Source organism: Dyella humicola, from assembly GCF_026283945.1.
In the GTDB taxonomy this organism is placed as follows: domain Bacteria; phylum Pseudomonadota; class Gammaproteobacteria; order Xanthomonadales; family Rhodanobacteraceae; genus Dyella; species Dyella humicola.
On sequence record NZ_JAPDPC010000003.1, the window covers coordinates 316,158 to 333,215 of the forward strand.

The following is a 17,058-nucleotide window of genomic DNA, read 5'->3' on the forward strand; positions in this document are numbered from 1 at the left end:
CAAGCCGGAATCCAGTGACTTTGCACAGGACACAAGGCGCTGGATCCCAGCTTTCGCTGGGATGACGGTGAGGGATGTGTAGCGCTAGTAGTAGAGGTGAGCGCTCAGCAGGTGCCACGAGAAGGTAAACCACACGGCAACCAGACAGACCAGCAGCAGGACCAGGCTACCCAGCTTGCGCCACCAGCCACCGGGCTCACGCCACGCATGCCAGGCATTCATGGCTACGGCGATCGTGCCGAGACAGGCGAGCAGGCCGACGAGCTGCAGCAGGCGCAGGCGGGTGTCGAGCTGCGAGGTGCCCGTTTCCAGGCGCGGCAACATGACCCACCAACCGGCAGCAAACAGCAGCTGCAGGATCGCGGTGACGCAGCTCAGGCGATACCAGCGCCCGGCCCAGTCCGACCACGCCACCGGTTTGTTCAGTACACGGCGCATCAGCACGGCAACCGGCCACGACAGCGCAGCCAGCAGGAAGACAGCGAGTATTCCAGCCAGCAGCGGCTGCGTGCGCGTGGGCGACAACCAGGCCGGCACCGGGAGGAAGACCTGGGTTGGTGCGAGCTCATCGATGGAGATCCAGCGGACCCTGCCGTCCTTCACATCGGCGCCGAGATGGCTGCCACTGGCGTCGTCGACCCAAAGATACGGCTTCACCTCACGCCAGTGCGCCGGACCCACGAGCTCATCGAAACCCGGCGTGCGCAGCGTACCGTCAGCCGCCATGCTGACTTCCATCTGCGTCAACAGATTGCGCAGCGCGCGAAAGTTGCTGACGGACATTTTGCTGCCTAGATAGCGACCCACGATCGAGGCACCGTGCGCGCGCGCCGTCGTCAACGTGGGTTGTTTGATCTGCGGCAACGGAGGGAAATAGCGATCGGCAAAGCCATTCAGCAGTTGACGCCGCAGGCCGCCGTCATCTGCACCATCGACTGAGACAAACAACCCGACATGCTGTTGGCCGAACAGCGCCAACGCACTATGGAAGAAGCGGGTGTTGCTGGTCTGGCCGATGATGTCCTGGCCATTGCGGTCCAGGTGATAAAAGCCAAGGCCGATCGCGCGGAGTCCGGGCACGCTGGGGCGCGCGTAGCTGTGCATTTGCTTGACGGTTTCGCCACGCAGGAGTTGCGCGTCGCCGACATGGCCGTCTTGCAGATGGGCGATCATGAAGCGCGCCATATCGTTGCCGCTGATCGACAACGCTCCCGCCGGAACCGCGGGAATCAATCCCAGCGGAAACGGTGGCCCGCTGGGCGACAGGTAGCTTCCGGCCATGTCGGCCAGCAGCGAGGGCGGCAGCGGTTGTCGAAAGGTCGCGTGCGTCATGCCCAGTGGTTGAAAGATGTGTTGTTCGATATACGTCTCGAATGGCTCTCCGGCTACGCGCTGCACGATATAACCGGCCAGCGCGGCGCCGTAGTTCGAATACGCGGTAACCTCACCGGCAGGGAAAATGCGCGCCGGCACCCAGCGCTTCAGCCATGCTTCGTTGCTGATCAGCGACGAGGCGTCGGGCACATACAGGTCTTTCACCACGTCCTCGAACCCGGCGGTGTGCGTCATCAACTCGCGCAGCGTCACGGGCTTGCCGTCGCGCGGCGGGATGCTGAAATCCAGAAAACGATTGACGTCGGCATCCAGGTCGAGCTTGCCTTGCTCGACCAGTTGCATCACGGCCGTCGCGGTGAAAAGCTTGGAGAGGGAGCCCGCACGGAACAGCGTCGTCGCGGGGTCGATCGGTTTTTTCGACGACGCGTCGGCATAGCCGTAACCCTTGGACAGCAGGATGTCGCTGTCCTTGACGACGACAACCACGGCTCCAGCGATGGGTGCCCGCCTCATCGCGTCGGCCACCAACGGATCGAGCCAGGATGCGGCGTCGGATGCGGTCAACGCGTTTGCGCCCAGCGGCATCGCCGTGGCGCGCTTTTGCTCCGGGATAGGGGTGATCTGGATCTGCGCTTGTGCGGCGACTTGCAGCGAAATCACACACAGCGCCAGGAGCACGAGCAGCCGGAGGCGAATGGGGGCGCGTTTCCACGCGGCGCGTGCTGGCCTGCTCATCGTGCGGTTCCTGTCAATGCAATCTCGCGAGTATGACGGGGGAGCCGTAGTGTTCGATGTCAACGCCAAGCTGACGGGTAGGTACGATTCAGCCTTCGCGCAGGAATCCGATCAACGCCAGCACAGCGCCGACCACGATGCTTGCAATGCCCACCTGCGGCGAAATCGGCGTGTCATGCGTGGCGGTGACTTTGGCCGAACCGATCTGCACCAGCGTGTCGGTCTGCTGGTAGCTGCCATGGCCGAGGAGAACCCAGATGCCTGCAGCGAGCAGGATCAGACCGAGAGTGATCAGCACAGCGCGCATGAAAGCCTCCTATCGACGAGGCTTCGATCATAGGCGGGACGGGCGCAAGGGAAAAGTCGACGGCGGCACGCGGGATCGCCGCCGTCGATGGGGAAAGGCTAAAGCTTCAGCCGATGCGGGCAAACAGCGCGCCGTGGCCGGGTAGGGTGAGCCGGCCATTGCTCAGGTCGCCATGCGCCAGGCCATGGCCGTTGATCGGTGTCACCGCGTCCATGCCCGCGAGCGGCGTTTCGACCGCTTCGTGGGACAGGTTGAAGGCAGCGAGCACGGTGTCGTTGCCATGACGACGGGTAAACGCAAGTACCGGCTCGGGTGTGTCGAGGAAGCGGATGTCGCCCCAACGCAAGGCCGGCTGCGACTTGCGCCATGCCATGAATGCGCGGAAGCCGTTGAGCGCGGAGTGTGGCTCGGCGTCCTGCAGTGCCACGGCCAGCGCGCGATGTTCGGCTGGCACCGGTAGCCACGGTTCGCCCACGCTGAAACCGGCGTTGATGCCGTCGTTCCAGGGAATCGGCGTGCGGCAGCCGTCGCGGCCCTTGAAGGTGGGCCAGAAGGTGATGCCGTAGGGATCTTGCAGGGCTTCGTAGGGTACCTCGGCTTCGGTCAGGCCGAGTTCCTCGCCCTGATACACGCACACCGAACCGCGCAGCGAGCAGACCATCGCGCTCAGCATATTGGCCAGGCGCACCGACGCGTCGCCATTGCCCCAACGACTGAGCACGCGCTCCACGTCGTGATTGGAGATGGCCCAGCACGGCCAGCCTTCGAGCATCTGCGCTTCGAGGTTCTGCACCGTGCTGCGGATATAGGCTGCGTTGAAGTCGTTGGTGAGCAGCTCGAAGCTGTAGCCCATGTGCAGGCGGCGACCGCTGGTGTATTCGGCGGTGGTCGCCAGCGAATCTTCCGAGGAGATTTCGCCGATCGCCGCGACGTCCTGGTAGCGATCCATCAATGCACGCAAGTCTTCGAGGAACGCCAGGTTCTCCGGCCGCGTGTTGTTGAAGTAGTGGTACTGGAATGCGTACGGATTGTCCGGGCTGAAGCCGCGCCCCACGCGCTGGTCAGCGGGCTTGGGCGGGTTATCGCGCAGCTCGCGGTCGTGGTAACAGAAGTTGATCGCGTCCAGGCGCAAGCCATCCACGCCCTTGTCCAGCCAGAACTGCACGTTGTCGAGCACCGATTGGCGTACGTCCGGGTTGTAGAAGTTGAGGTCCGGCTGCGAGGTCAGGAAGTTGTGCAGGTAGTACTGGCCGCGGCGCGGCTCCCACTGCCAGGCGCAGCCGCCAAACAGTGACAGCCAGTTGTTGGGCGGGGTGCCGTCGTCCTTCGCGTCGGCCCAGACGTACCAGTCGGCCTTCGGGTTGTCGCGGCTCTCGCGGCTTTCCTTGAACCAGGCGTGTTCGGCCGAGGTGTGGCTGAGGACCTGGTCGATCATCACTTTCAGGCCCAGCCTGTGTGCCTTGGCCAGCAGCAGATCGAAATCGGCCAGCGTGCCGAACAGCGGGTCGACGTCGCGATAGTCGGCGATGTCATAGCCAAAATCCGCCATCGGCGAGCGGAAGAACGGCGCGATCCAGATCGCGTCCACGCCCAGTCCGGCAACGTAATCGAGCTTGTCGATGATGCCTGGCAGGTCACCGACGCCATCGCCGTTGGTGTCCATGAAACTGCGTGGATAGATCTGATAGGTGACGGCCCCTCGCCACCACGGTGCATCACTCATGTCGCATTCCCGATGTTTCCGCCCAATGCCCGCGTCGCGAAGACCGGTGGCCAGCTCGAAGCGCGGGGGCAGCTTAAACGCAGAGCGGTGACGCAATGATTTGACTGCATACGTATTCAGAAAAGCACGATATTGCGGCGCAGCAGGGCTTGGCCGGATCTTCGTGCGGGGACAAAAATCGTGCGTATCACAGCGTGTGAGTGAGCGAAAAACCGCACAGATAAGGCACGCGAGGCGGTTGGCTGCGGCATGCGGCGCGCGCGAAAATTTGCTGCTGCACGAGCCGGCAACCGTTATCATTTTGTCAAAGGTGCACAAAAAAACGCGGTAATGAATACGTATGCATAGACCTGTTCGCGTTTTGGCGCAGCCCTACCATGGCCGCCACGCGACTGGGCCCTCCGAGCATCGGCATGCACTGGCGCGTAGCCCGCAACAGTCTGTGGGGACTGTTGCGGCAACTACATAACAAGCAAGTGCAAACCCGTGGGAGGGGAAGACGGTGATACTGAAACGTAATGTGCTGGCCCTGGCGCTGGCGTCCGGCCTTTGTTTTACCGCCGGCATTCAAGCAGCGCCGGTTGATACGGGTGCGAAAGCTGATGGTTCCGCTGCCAATACAGGCGCGGCCAATGATCAGTCCGCGCCCGCGTCTGCGCAGCAGACCGACCAGAGCAAGAAGGACAGCAAGTCGGGCGACCAGCCCAAGCAGACCGAAGACCAGCAGCTGGCCAAGAGCCTGTCCACCATCACGGTGACCGGCTTCAACCAGGGCATGGAGCGGTCGATCGACTACCAGCGCTACGCTGACACGATCCAGAACGTCATCACCTCGGCCGATATCGGCGGTCTTCCGGACCAGTCGATCGCCGACGCGTTGACGCGTCTGCCGGGCGTTTCGGCCGAGCGCATTGCTGGCCAGGCATCGCAGATCAATATCCGTGGCCTTTCCGGCAACTTCATCCAGACCACGCTCGACGGTCGCGAACAGCCGTCGACCAGCGGCAGCAACTACATCAACTTCGACCAGTACCCGTCCGAGCTGATCAACATGGCCACGGTGTACAAGTCCTCGCAGGCTTCGCTGGTCACCGGCGGCGTGGGCGGCACCATCGCGCTGCAGACGGCGAACCCGCTGAACGCTCCGCAGGACCAGACGCTCAACGTCGATGCCCGCGGCAGCTACAACGGCCAGGCGCATGACGTCGCCGGTGCCAACGCGCTCGGCTATCGCCTCAGCGTGGCCTACCAGGGCAAGTTCCTCGACAACACGCTCGGCGTTGGCATCGGTGTCGCGCAGATGTACCAGCCGCACGTGGCCGAGCAGTTCGTGGGTGAAGCGTCCGACGGCACGCTCTACCAGGTCACGCCGACCCAGCAGGGCTATCTGACGCAGGGTATCCAGCTGCAGCAGAACGGTGGCACCGAGCGTCGCACGGGTTATCTGACGACGGTCGTGTGGAAGCCCACCGACGAACTGCAGGTGACCGGTGACGGCTTCTTCTCGAAGTTCAACAACAGCTCGTTTGGTTACGGTTTCCGCTCGCAGAACATCTACGGCAACAACGCGACCATCACCAATCCGGTGTTCAGCTCGCTGGGCACCATGATTGGCGGCACGGCGACCAGCAATCCGCCGGGCGTGGGTGGCGACCAGTTCTCCAACGAGACCACGGCCGACAACTACTCCGCCACCACCTATGTGTTCTCCGGTGGCCTGAACGCGAAGTGGGACCACGACCGCTGGCACGTCGAGGCGGATGCGTCGATGTCGCGCGCGTCGAGCAACGAGATCAACGTCGATACCACCGCTGACCCGTACAGTGGCCTGGGCACCGCCAGCCCGCAGTTGATGCCGCAGTCGGTGACTTACGCCCTGGCCGGGCGCCAGATCGGTACGGCGTCGTTCGCCAATCCGGGCATCTATACCAACCTCAATGACCTGGGCTTGTCGCGCTACGGTGTGTATCCGTACATCTATCACGACAAGATGAAGGCCTTCCGCACCAGCGTGAAGTACGACCTGCCGAACAGCTCCTGGCTGTCGGGGCTGGAAGCCGGCGTCTATATCAATAACCACGACTACCAGGCCGATCGCGAAGTCTACGTCTACGGCTCGGAGTGGAACACCTCGCCGGTGGCCGGCCAGCCGCCGCTGACCATCCCCAGCAGCGATGCATCGTTGCGGTGCTGGAAGGGCAATTTCTCCGGCTTCCCCTGCTTCATGCAGCTCAATGGCGCGGCCATCCTCGGTTCGCATGGCATCACGGCCACGCCGGTGAAGGACTGGAACAACAGCTGGTCGGAAATCCAGAGCGGCTCGGTTGATGAAAAGACCCGCGACCTGTTCTTCATGGCCGATATCGATGCCCAGGTGTTCGGGCATGAGCTGACCGGCAATGCCGGCGTGCGTGTCTCGCACCAGTCACAGTACAGCACCGGTCTGCAGCAGGTGGGCAACGGCGCCGGTGTGCCGATCGCCGACGGTTACGGCGTGATCAGCACCGACTATGCCCCGCTCACCGTCGGCAAGAGCTATACCGACTGGCTGCCCTCGTTCAACCTGATCTATCACCTGACCGACGACGATCAGATGCGCCTCTCGGCCGCCAAGGTGCTGTCGCGTCCGCCCATCGACAAGATGCTGGCGGGTGCCGGTTCGTGGGTGTCCAACGGCCAGTACAACGTGTGGGGCGGTACCAGCCCGCTGCTGGATCCGCTGCGCGCCAACCAGGTTGACCTGGGCTACGAGCACTACTTTGAGGATTCGTCGGGTGCCGTCACCGCGGGTGTGTTCTACAAGCACATCGAATCGTTCATCCAGAGCGTGACCTACGACAACTACGACTTCGCCGCGGCCGGCATCCCCGTGCCGATCGATCCGACCACCGGCAAGCCGTACCTGAATGGTCAGTTCCAGACGTCGTACAACGCCCAGGGCGGCAATGTTCGCGGTCTCGAGCTTGCTGGTTCGAAGAACAAGTTCCTGCCGGGTATCTGGGCTGGCCTCGGTGTCCAGGCAAACTTTGCCTTGACCTCGAGCACGGTGCGCAACCCGACCAACCTGGGTGGTCCGACCACCTACGTCGGCTTGCCGGGCCTGTCCAAGCGTGTGGCCAGTGCGGCGGTGTTCTACGACTACGGTCCGTTCTCGGCTCGCGTGTCCGGCAACTACCGTTCGTCGTTCCTGTCCGATTCGCAGATCGCGGTGAGCAACCAGTTGGTGACCTTCGCTGCCGAGACGGTGTACGACTTCCAGGCGTCGTACAACATCACCAAGCAGTTGAGCGTGGTCTACCAGATGCTCAATATGACCAACGAGCCGACACGCACGTTCTTCGGTGGCAATCCCCAGCAGACCGGCACGATCCAGTACTTCGGTCGTACCAGCTACCTGGGTCTCAACCTGAAGCTGTAATCCAAGGTCGCGCCGGCGCTTCCGCAAGGAGCGCCGGCGCGATGCTTTAGGGGCTTTGTCGCGGTGAATGGACAAAGCACCGGCACACCGCGAGGTCCGGCGTGGCGGTTACCGGCCCCGGCGATGCCCGCGTCCGCGAACCGATCCGTCGATGGCCTGCGGCCCTCGAATGGAGCAAGACATGTCGCGGTATCGCTTATTCACCCCTCTGGCTTTTCTGTTTGCGATGGCCTGTGGTTCGGCCGTCAGCACGACCCTCGTCGCCCATGCGACCGATGCGCCAGCGGCGCCCGCCGCGACGGCTCCTCCCTCCGGCGTCTATTACGAAATCTTCGTTCGCGCCTGGTACGACACCAATGGCGATGGCATCGGTGATCTCAATGGCGTCACCGCCAAGCTCGATTACCTGAAGTCGCTGGGCATCAGCGGCATCTGGCTGATGCCGATCAACCCATCGCCCAGTTCTCACGGCTACGACATCACCGATTACTACGGCATCAATCCGCAGTACGGCAGCATGCAGGACTTCCAGCACCTGCTCGACGAGGCGCACAAGCGCGGCATCGCCGTGACCATGGACATGGTGATCAACCACACCAGCCAGCAGCATCCCTGGTTCCTTGCCGCCCACGATCCCGCCGATCCGCACCACGACTGGTTCACCTGGGCCGGCGCACACCCGGACCTCAACGCGCAGAGCGCACCCGGCGGCAAGATCTGGCACCAACTCGGCGACACCTATTACCTCGGCGATTTCGGCGGCGGCATGCCGGACCTCAACTACGACAATCCCGCCGTGCGCGCGGAGATGATCAAGGTGGGGCAGTTCTGGCTGTCGAAGGGCGTCGATGGTTTCCGGCTGGACGCGGCCAAGCATATCTACGACGACTTCAAGTCGCGCGAACACGATCCCGAAATCGTCACCAAGAACGTCGCCTGGTGGACGCAATTCCATGACGCCATCGCCACGGTGAATCCCCGCGCCACCCTGGTCGGCGAAGTGATGGCGGAATCGCCCAAGCAGCTGGCGCCGTATCTGACGCCGCTGGGCTCGGTCTTCGACTTTCCGCTGGCCGCGCAACTGATCCGCAGCGCCAAGAACGAACGCGTCGGCAAGCTCGACCAGCTGCTGGAGGAAACCTACACCGCCTATCGAAGTGCGGCGGATGAGTCGTTTATCGACTCCACCTTCCTGTCCAACCACGATCAGCAACGCGTAATGAGCAGCCTCGACGGCGACGGCCAGCGCATGCGCATGGCGGCTGCGATGCTGCTGACGCTGCCCGGCCGGCCGTATCTCTACTACGGCGAGGAGCTGGGCATGGAAGGGCGCAAGCCTGACCCAAACCTGCGCGAGCCGATGCGCTGGCAGCGCCAGGCAGGACCGGGTGAATCGCGTTGGAAGCCTTCGAGCGTAAGCCAGGGCGAAGCCGTGTCGGTGGAGGCCGAGCAAGACGATCCTGATTCGATGCTCAATTTCTACCGCATGTTGATCAGCTGGCGTAGCCAGGTCAGCGCGCTGCGCGATGGCGACTTGCATATGCAGGCCACCGGCAATCCGCGTTTGCTTGCCTACTGGCGCCAGGATGGCACGCAACGCGTCCTGGTCGTGCATAACCTGTCTGGCAAGGCGGCGACCTGGAAGCCGGGTGGACACACCTTGCCCGAAGGCGCCAGCGTCCTGTTGAAGAGCAAGCCCGATGTTGCCCTGCAAGGGCAGAGCTTGAGCCTCCCCGCCTATAGCAGCGTGGTGGTGCACTGATGCGCGCACGCCTGCTCGCTCTGGCCCTGCTTGCCGCCATCGCCGGCACGCCGGCGGCGGGTACCGAAAGCCAAAGTGCGGTGACGACGGATCGCCTTTCGCTCGCGTTGGCGCAGGGCAAGCTGGAGTTGCGTTGGCTCGCGTCGGGCATCGTGCAGTTGCGCGTCACAGGCGCGGACGCGGCACCGGCCACGCCGGTCATCGACGCGCAGGCCAGTTTCGCCGCGGTGACGGCCACGCTGGAACAGCAGGGCGACGAGCAGGTGTTGCGCTCGGATCAGTTGACGCTGCGCTGGAATCCCCGCCGCGCCCAGTTGCGCATGGAGGATCACGACGGTCGCCTGTTGCTCACCGCAGATCTTGCACATGCCGCCGACGGGCGCTGGTCGCTACGCCACGCCAAGGGCGATCCGCAATACGGCATCGGCGGCCTCAATGCCTTCGATGCGGCGACCGGTGACTTGCTGCGCGAGGGCAAGCAGGTCGCGACGGCGGGCAACCAGGGCCACACCGGCGCACCGCTGGTATGGAGCACGGCCGGCTATGGCGTGCTCGCCGATGCCGAACCGGCCCGTTTCGACCTATCGGATACGACGATCGGCATTCATGCCGAGCATGAACCCGTGCGCACGCTCTATCTGCTGGCGGGTTCGCCGGCAGAGCTCTTCGCCGGAGTACGCCAGTTGAGCGGCGCGGCACCGATGTTTCCGAAGTGGGCGATGGGCTTCACCAACAGCCAGTGGGGCATCGACCAGAAGGAAGCGCTGGCGCTGGTGGACACCTATCGCGCCAAGCACATTCCTATCGACAACTTCACCTTCGACTTCGACTGGAAGGCCTGGGGCCAGGACAACGGCGAGTTCCGCTGGAACACCGACAAGTTTCCCGATGGTCCCGACGGCGCGCTGAAGCAGGCCATGGATCGTCGCGGCATGCACATGACCGGCATCATGAAGCCGCGCGTGCACGTGGATACGGTCGAAGGTCGCGAGGCCACTGAACACGGCTATTGGCTGGCCCAGTCAAAGCCGGCGCCGGACTATTTCTCGCACAAGACCGTGCGCGACATCGATTTCGACAACCCGGCGGCACGCGCCTGGTTCTTCAACGAAGCGCTCAGGCATTCCTACGACACCGGCATCGTCGGCTGGTGGAACGACGAGGCGGACGATAGCGGCGTCGACTCCCAGTTCCTCAATATGCAGCGCGCGCTGTACGACGGCCAGCGTGCCCACGGCGCGCAGCGCGTGTGGTCGGTCAATCGCAACTTCTACCTCGGTTCGCAACGCTACGCCTATGGCGTGTGGTCCGGCGATATCCAGAGCGGCTTCGCCAGCATGGCGGCGCAGCGCCAGCGCATGCTGGCGGCATTCGATGTCGGCGCGATGCATTGGGGCATGGATGGTGGCGGCTTCAAGGCGCCCCGCCCCAGCGACGAGAACTACGCACGCTGGATCCAGTTTGGTGCGTTCACGCCGATGTTCCGCGTGCATGGCGACTTCGGCCAGAAGCGCCAGCCCTGGGCCTATGGCCCGGTGGCCGAGAAGGCGGCGACGGATGCGATCCGCCTGCGCTACGCGCTGATTCCGTACATCTATGCTTACGAATATCGGAACCACGTACACGGCGTGGGCCTGGTGCGACCGTTGCAGTTCGAATATCCAAACGATCCCGCGCAGCGCGATCGCATCGATGCCTGGATGTTCGGTCAATACCTGCTGGTGTCGCCTGTCGTGGAGCAGGGCCAGACCCGCAAGCAGCTGGCCTTGCCCAAGGGGCGCTGGATTGGCTATGCGGACGGCAAGGTCTACGAAGGCGGCAAGGACGTCACGCTGCCGGTCGATGCGACGGGCTGGAGCGACATCCCGCTGTTCATTCGCGAAGGCGCGATCATCCCGCAACAGGCGTCGATGGACTACGTCGACGAAAAGCCGTTGACCACGCTCGACGTCAACGTGTTCCCCGCCCATGACCAGACGCACTTCGACTACTACGACGATGACGGCAACACGTATGGCTACGAGCAGGGCGATTACTTTCTGCAGTCGCTCTCGGTCAAGCGCCAGGACGGCGTGGTGACGTTCGACGCGGGCGCTCCCTCGGGCAGCTATCAGCCGGCATTGCGGCACTACGTTCTTGCGTTTCACGGCGACGTGGCAGGCACCGTGAACAATGACGGGCATGCTTTGCCCCGTTTCGATGGCGTGGAAGCCTTGCGTGACGCCCCAGGCGAAGGCTGGGCGCGCGGCAAGGATCGCTACGGGGAAGTTACTTATGTGAAGATCACGGCGGGCGCGGACCGCCATGTGCAACTCACTTCCACAGCGGACCAGCCATGAGCCTGCGCAAGACGTCCCGGTTGAGTCAGCGCACCGCATCGGCGATTGCCTGCGGGACGCTGCTGTGGGCCAGCCTCGCCCATACGCAAGCGGCCGGGCCTGGCGATGCGCGCGACAGTGTGAGCTGGCAGGGCAAGACCGCAAGCATGCGTCCGGTGGCCGATGGCAGTTTCCTGCTGCGCTCGCCGCAGGGCGAGCGCCGTATCCCGGCGCAAAAGCTCACCGTCCATACCGCCAGCCCGTTGTTCGACGGGCTGTTTGCGATGGCGCAGGAGGATTTGCATCAGGACTCGGTAGCGGCGATCCGCGACAGCGCCTTCGACCACGGCGAATCCATTGCGTGCGATTGCTTCGAGACCGGGGAGAAGTGGCATTACGTATGGACGCGCGATCTGTCCTATGCCGTGGATCTTGCCTTGTGGCGCGTCGATCCGGCGCGTTCGCGGCAGTCGCTGCGCTTCAAGTTGTCCGAGGTGCGTGAGCCGTCCATGCCCCAGGGGCTTTACGTGATGCAGGACACCGGTTCCGGCGGCAGCTGGCCGATCAGTACCGACCGCGTGGTGTGGTTCCTGGGCGCACGGCATCTGCTGGACGACCCCGCATTTGCGAATGAAACCTGGCGGGCGCTGACCGATACGCTGGCCCAGGACCGCCTCTACGTCTTCGACCAGCAGCTCGGCCTCTATCGCGGCGAAACCTCGTTCCTCGACTGGCGCGAGCAAAGCTACCCCGATTGGACCGCGAAGGACGTGCGCTTCATCGCCGAGTCCTACGCCTTGTCCACCAATGTGCTGCATTATCAGGCCTTGCAGCTGGCAGCCGACCTGGCCGAACAGCGTCACGAGGTGCTGGCGTCCGAGTATCGCGCCCAGGCCGAATCGCTGAAGCGCGCAATCAACGCGCATTTCTGGCGTGCCGATCGCGGCATGTACATGAGTTACGTCGGCGCCGGTGGCATGCCGATGGAAGCGTATGACCTGCTCGGCCTGTCGCTGGCCATTACCAGCGGCGTGGCCGATCCCAAGCGCGCGCAGTTGGCCTTGGCCAACTATCCGGCCTGGTCGTCGGGCAGTCCGGTGATCTGGCCTGAGCGCGCCGATCAGCCGATCTACCACAACCGGGCCATCTGGCCGTTCGTCAGTGCGTATGCGTTGCGCGCTGCGCGCAGCGTCAACGATGCACCGCGCATTGCCCATGAGATGGATTCGGTGCTGCGCGGCGCGGCCTTGTCGGCATCCAACATGGAGAACTTCGAGCTGGCCACCCAGTCCGTGCACGTCGAAGACGGCGCACTGAGTGGCCCCGTCGTGGATTCGCCACGCCAGTTGTGGTCGGTGGCCGGCTATCTCGACATGGTCATCGGCGGTGTGTTCGGCCTCGGCGACGATGGCAGCATCGCGCCGAAGCTGCCGGTGTCATGGCTGCCGCAGCTGTTCGGAGAGAGCAAGCAGATCAGTCTCGACCTGGCGGGGCAACGCATCACCCTGGTGCGCCCGGAAAAACTGCATGGCGACCTGCTGGTCGCCAAATCGCAGCGTCGTGACGGTGACGAAACGGTGGTGGAACTGACCGCGATTGCATCGGGTGCAGCGCCGCTGCGCATGGATGCACCGCTGTTCGCACCGGCCACGCCCGCGGCTCCGGTCGTGGTCGAAACGCCCGAGGGCCGGCAAGTCACGGTGGCCGACAAGGCGGTGCTGTACGTCGATGGCCGGCGTCATGGCGTGGTGGATGGCAAGACCACCTTGCCCACGCCTGCCTCCGTGCAGTGTCTGCGGGTCGCGACCCTCGGCAAGGACGGGCTGGAGTCGCTGCCGAGCGCGGAAACCTGCAAGGGGCTGGAGATCCATGTCGACAGCGCCTGGCCGCGGCAATGGCAGGCAACGGCGACCGGCAAGTTCCGTGTTTCGCTCGCCTATCGCAACGACCATGGCCCGATCAATACGGGTATCACGGCTGCGGTGAAGCTGCTCGACATACATTGCGATGGCGCCGCGCCACAGCGCGTCCCGCTGGCGATGCCGCATAGCGACGGCGTGCAGCGTTCCACTTCAGCCATATTCACGGCGACTGCCGGTGCGTTGTGTCGCTTCAGTCTGGAGCAGGGGTTCAACATGAGTTTTCTGCGCAGCAACGCGCACTATACCGGCGGGCAAGGTGGGGCCGACGGTCCCCTCAACGACGCCGCCATCGAAGGGCTGCTGATCGCGCCCGTGGCCAACGGAAATCCCACACCATGAAGCGCAAGCCCGAATTGTCGTTCTGGCAGATCTGGAACATGTGCTTCGGCTTTCTTGGCATCCAGTTCGGCTTTGCGCTGCAGAATGCGAATGTCAGCCGCATCTTCCAGACGCTAGGCGCCGATGTCGCCGATATTCCCGCGCTGTGGATCGCCGCGCCGCTTACCGGCCTGATCGTGCAGCCGATTGTCGGGTATCTGTCAGACCGTACCTGGACCCGACTGGGTCGGCGTCGGCCGTATTTCCTGATCGGTGCGGTGCTCACTACGCTGGCCCTGCTCTACATGCCGAACTCGCCGGCACTGTGGGTGGCCGCCGGGCTGCTGTGGGTCATGGATGCGTCGATCAATATCTCGATGGAGCCGTTTCGCGCGTTCGTCGGCGACCAGTTGCCACCACGGCAGCGTCCGCTCGGCTATGCGATGCAGAGTTTCTTTATCGGCGTGGGCTCGGTGGTCGCGTCGCTGCTGCCGTGGCTGCTCGCCAAGATCGGCATCAGCAACGTGGCGGGAACAGGCGGCATTCCGGATACGGTGAAGTACGCGTTCTACCTTGGCGGCGCGGTGTTGCTGGTGTCCGTGCTATGGACGGTGTTGTCCACGCGCGAATATCCGTCGGAGCAGCTCGAGTCGTTCGCCGACAACGTCGTGGAAACGCACGCGACCGATGTGTCCGGCGCCTGGCGCATCGGCCTGCTGCTGCTGGGCGTCGGCGTGGCGTTGCTGGCGGCGATTCGTTTCTACGCGCTGGAGAAGGAGCTTTACCTGCTCGCCGGTGGCTTCACTGCGTTCGGCGTCCTGTTTGGCTGGCTCTCGGCCACGCGCAGCCAAGGCATGCTGCGGCAGGTGACGGGCGACTTGTACGGCATGCCTGCACCGATGCGTCGCCTGGCCTGGGTGCAGTTTTTTTCCTGGTTCGCATTGTTCGCGCTATGGATCTACACCACCGCCGCCGTCACCGCCGTGCACTTCGGCAGCACCGATGCGCATTCGGCGGCGTACAACGATGGTGCCAACTGGGTGGGCGTGTTGTTTGCCGCCTACAACGGCTTCGCCGCCGTGGCCGCCATCGCCATTCCCTGGATGGTGCGCCGCTGGGGGCTGCGCATGAGCCATCTGGTGAATCTGTGGCTTGGCGGCGCGGGCCTGCTGTCGTTCCTGCTGATTCGCGATCCACACTGGCTGCTGTTGTCCATGGTCGGCGTGGGCTTTGCCTGGGCGTCCATTCTGTCGCTGCCGTATGCGTTGCTGTCGGACAACCTGCCGGCCGCGAAGATGGGTGTGTACATGGGCATCTTCAATTTCTTCATCGTGATCCCGCAGCTGCTGGCGGCCAGCGTGCTGGGTCTGTTGCTGCGCCTGTTCTTCCACGGCCAGCCCATCTGGGCGCTGGCCATGGGTGGCGCCAGCCTGATGATCGCCGGGTTGTTCACGCTGCGCGTGCGTGAGCCCGCCCTGGAGCTTTCCGCCGCTTCCGCCAGCACAGGACGCCATTGACGCCATGTCCATCCGCGCACCCATCGCCGCCGTCATCGGTCTCTCGCTCGCCATGCTCGGCGGTGCTGCCGCTTTCGCGGGCGAAGCACCCAAGGATTTCTACGGCACCGAGCTACCGTTCGCCTCGCAGGCGATCTACTTCGTGATGACCGATCGCTTCGTCAATGGCGATCCGTCCAACGATCACCGCGATCAGGGCGGTGCACACCACACGTTCGATATTCCCGTCCAGGGGCCGAATGGTGAGACCGACAACATCGGCTATCTCGGCGGCGACTTCAAAGGCGTGCTTAATAACGCCGGCTATATCCGTGGCATGGGCTTTGGCGCGGTGTGGATCACGCCGATCGTGGACAACCCGGACGAAGCGTTTACCGGCGGCGATCCGGTGACCTGGGGCGCTTCGCTGGCCGACCGCGGCAAGGCGGGCTATCACGGCTATTGGGGCGTCAGCTTCTACAAGCTCGACGAACACCTGCCCAGCAAGGATCTGGACTTCGCCCAGTTCACTTCGAGGATGCGCGCGCAGGGGCTGAAGACCGTGCTCGATATCGTCGCCAATCATGGCTCGCCGTCGTTCAGCATGCCCGTGGCGCAGCCGATGTTCGGCCAGATCTTCGACAAGGACGGCAAGCTGATTGCCGACCACCACAACCTCGCGCCGTCGGATCTCGATCCGGCGCGCCATCCCTTGCATCGGTTCTATCACGCGTACGACGACCTGGCGCAGCTGTCCAACAACAACGATGAGAATCCGGCGGTGCTGGATTATTTCGTTGGCGCGTACCTGCAATGGGCGGACCAGGGTGCGGATGCGTTCCGCATCGACACCATCAGTCATATGTCGACCGCGTTCTGGAAGCAGTTCGCCACGCGCATCCGTGCCAGGCACCCCGGCTTCTTCATGTTTGGAGAAGCGTTCGACTACAACCCGGACAATATCGGCCAGTACACCTGGCCGCGTAACGGCGGCATCAGCGTGCTGGATTTTCCGTTGCGCCAGCGCGTCGCCGAAGTGTTCGAGCATCCGCACAGTGACTACGCACGTGTTGCCGAGCGGCTTTACCTGCGCAATGGCCCGTATGCGAATCCGTACGAAGTGGTGACGTTCTACGACAACCACGACATGGCACGCCTCAACGCCACCGACGACGGTTTTATCGACGCGCACAACTGGCTGTTCACTGCGCGCGGTATTCCGGCGGTCTATTACGGCTCGGAAGTCGGCTTCATGCGCGGGCGTGCGGAGCACCAGGGCAATCGCAACTACTTCGGGCAGGAGCGCATCGATGCGGCGCCGAAAAGCCGCATCTACCAGCAGTTGGTGCGCATCGCCCAGCTACGCGCCCGCACACCGGCGTTGCAGAAGGGCTTGATGTTGCCGCTGCAGTTCAAGGGTGACCAGGCGGCGTTCTATCGCGTCTATCAGAAGGGCAACGAACACCAGATCGCGCTGGTGCTGCTCAACAAGGGCGATGCACCGGCGTCGTTCGATATCGCGGACTATGTGCAGCCAGGGACGTGGAAGGCCGCTCTGGGCGGTCGTAACGTCGAAGTGGCCGGTGGCGGAGCGCTGCACGCCACGGTGGGCGCGCACGATGTGCAGGTCTATCTACTGGATGCCGTGGCGACGCGCGCCGACTTCGTCACCGAGCTCACCCGGTTGATGAACGAAAAAGGCCATCCCGGCGCAGGGTAGGTAA

The 17,058-nt window shown here is 63.7% G+C and carries 9 protein-coding genes; 6 read left to right on the forward strand and 3 right to left on the reverse strand.

Annotated elements, in window-relative coordinates:
• Positions 1 to 84: 84 nt before the first annotated feature.
• From OUZ30_RS18010 to OUZ30_RS18020, 3 genes are all read right to left on the reverse strand, one after another.
• Positions 85 to 2,070, reverse strand: a complete 1,986-nt coding sequence (locus tag OUZ30_RS18010) for a serine hydrolase domain-containing protein (RefSeq protein WP_266183818.1) — start codon at positions 2,068 to 2,070, stop codon at positions 85 to 87.
• Between the two features lie 88 nt (positions 2,071 to 2,158).
• Positions 2,159 to 2,377: a hypothetical protein gene (locus tag OUZ30_RS18015; RefSeq protein WP_266183819.1), complete on the reverse strand. Its 219-nt coding sequence runs from the start codon at positions 2,375 to 2,377 to the stop codon at positions 2,159 to 2,161.
• 106 nt (positions 2,378 to 2,483) lie between these two features.
• Positions 2,484 to 4,100 (reverse strand): alpha-glucosidase family protein, encoded by a 1,617-nt coding sequence (locus OUZ30_RS18020; RefSeq protein WP_266183820.1) that lies wholly within the window; start codon positions 4,098 to 4,100, stop codon positions 2,484 to 2,486.
• A gap of 502 nt (positions 4,101 to 4,602) precedes the next feature.
• On the opposite strand from OUZ30_RS18020, the gene OUZ30_RS18025 reads away from it, so the two are divergent.
• From OUZ30_RS18025 to OUZ30_RS18050, 6 genes are all read left to right on the forward strand, one after another.
• Positions 4,603 to 7,518: a TonB-dependent receptor gene (locus tag OUZ30_RS18025; RefSeq protein ID WP_266183821.1), complete on the forward strand. Its 2,916-nt coding sequence runs from the start codon at positions 4,603 to 4,605 to the stop codon at positions 7,516 to 7,518.
• Positions 7,519 to 7,699: 181 nt separating this feature from the next.
• Positions 7,700 to 9,280 carry an alpha-amylase family glycosyl hydrolase gene (locus tag OUZ30_RS18030; RefSeq protein ID WP_266183822.1) on the forward strand — a complete coding sequence of 527 codons (1,581 nt, stop codon included), beginning with the start codon at positions 7,700 to 7,702 and terminating at the stop codon, positions 9,278 to 9,280.
• On the forward strand, positions 9,280 to 11,619 hold the full coding sequence (locus OUZ30_RS18035; protein WP_266183823.1) for a glycoside hydrolase family 31 protein: 2,340 nt from the start codon (positions 9,280 to 9,282) through the stop codon (positions 11,617 to 11,619). Before OUZ30_RS18030 ends, OUZ30_RS18035 begins: the two co-directional genes overlap by 1 nt.
• Positions 11,616 to 13,859: an alpha-L-rhamnosidase-related protein gene (locus OUZ30_RS18040; protein ID WP_425601534.1), complete on the forward strand. Its 2,244-nt coding sequence runs from the start codon at positions 11,616 to 11,618 to the stop codon at positions 13,857 to 13,859. Before OUZ30_RS18035 ends, OUZ30_RS18040 begins: the two co-directional genes overlap by 4 nt.
• Complete coding sequence (locus OUZ30_RS18045) at positions 13,856 to 15,355, forward strand: MFS transporter (protein WP_266183824.1); 1,500 nt, start codon at positions 13,856 to 13,858, stop codon at positions 15,353 to 15,355. Before OUZ30_RS18040 ends, OUZ30_RS18045 begins: the two co-directional genes overlap by 4 nt.
• A gap of 4 nt (positions 15,356 to 15,359) precedes the next feature.
• Complete coding sequence (locus OUZ30_RS18050) at positions 15,360 to 17,054, forward strand: alpha-amylase family glycosyl hydrolase (protein ID WP_266183825.1); 1,695 nt, start codon at positions 15,360 to 15,362, stop codon at positions 17,052 to 17,054.
• The last annotated feature ends 4 nt before the right edge of the window (positions 17,055 to 17,058 follow it).

What these genes read in the sequence shown, in the direction of transcription:
- OUZ30_RS18045 (WP_266183824.1), top strand. Translation starts at nt 13,856, where the DNA reads ATGAAGCGCAAGCCCGAATTGTCGTTCTGGCAGATCTGGAACATGTGC.
- OUZ30_RS18040 (WP_425601534.1), top strand. Translation starts at nt 11,616, where the DNA reads ATGAGCCTGCGCAAGACGTCCCGGTTGAGTCAGCGCACCGCATCGGCG.
- OUZ30_RS18015 (WP_266183819.1), bottom strand. Translation starts at nt 2,377, where the DNA reads ATGCGCGCTGTGCTGATCACTCTCGGTCTGATCCTGCTCGCTGCAGGC.
- OUZ30_RS18030 (WP_266183822.1), top strand. Translation starts at nt 7,700, where the DNA reads ATGTCGCGGTATCGCTTATTCACCCCTCTGGCTTTTCTGTTTGCGATG.
- OUZ30_RS18010 (WP_266183818.1), bottom strand. Translation starts at nt 2,070, where the DNA reads ATGAGCAGGCCAGCACGCGCCGCGTGGAAACGCGCCCCCATTCGCCTC.
- OUZ30_RS18020 (WP_266183820.1), bottom strand. Translation starts at nt 4,100, where the DNA reads ATGAGTGATGCACCGTGGTGGCGAGGGGCCGTCACCTATCAGATCTAT.
- OUZ30_RS18035 (WP_266183823.1), top strand. Translation starts at nt 9,280, where the DNA reads ATGCGCGCACGCCTGCTCGCTCTGGCCCTGCTTGCCGCCATCGCCGGC.
- OUZ30_RS18050 (WP_266183825.1), top strand. Translation starts at nt 15,360, where the DNA reads ATGTCCATCCGCGCACCCATCGCCGCCGTCATCGGTCTCTCGCTCGCC.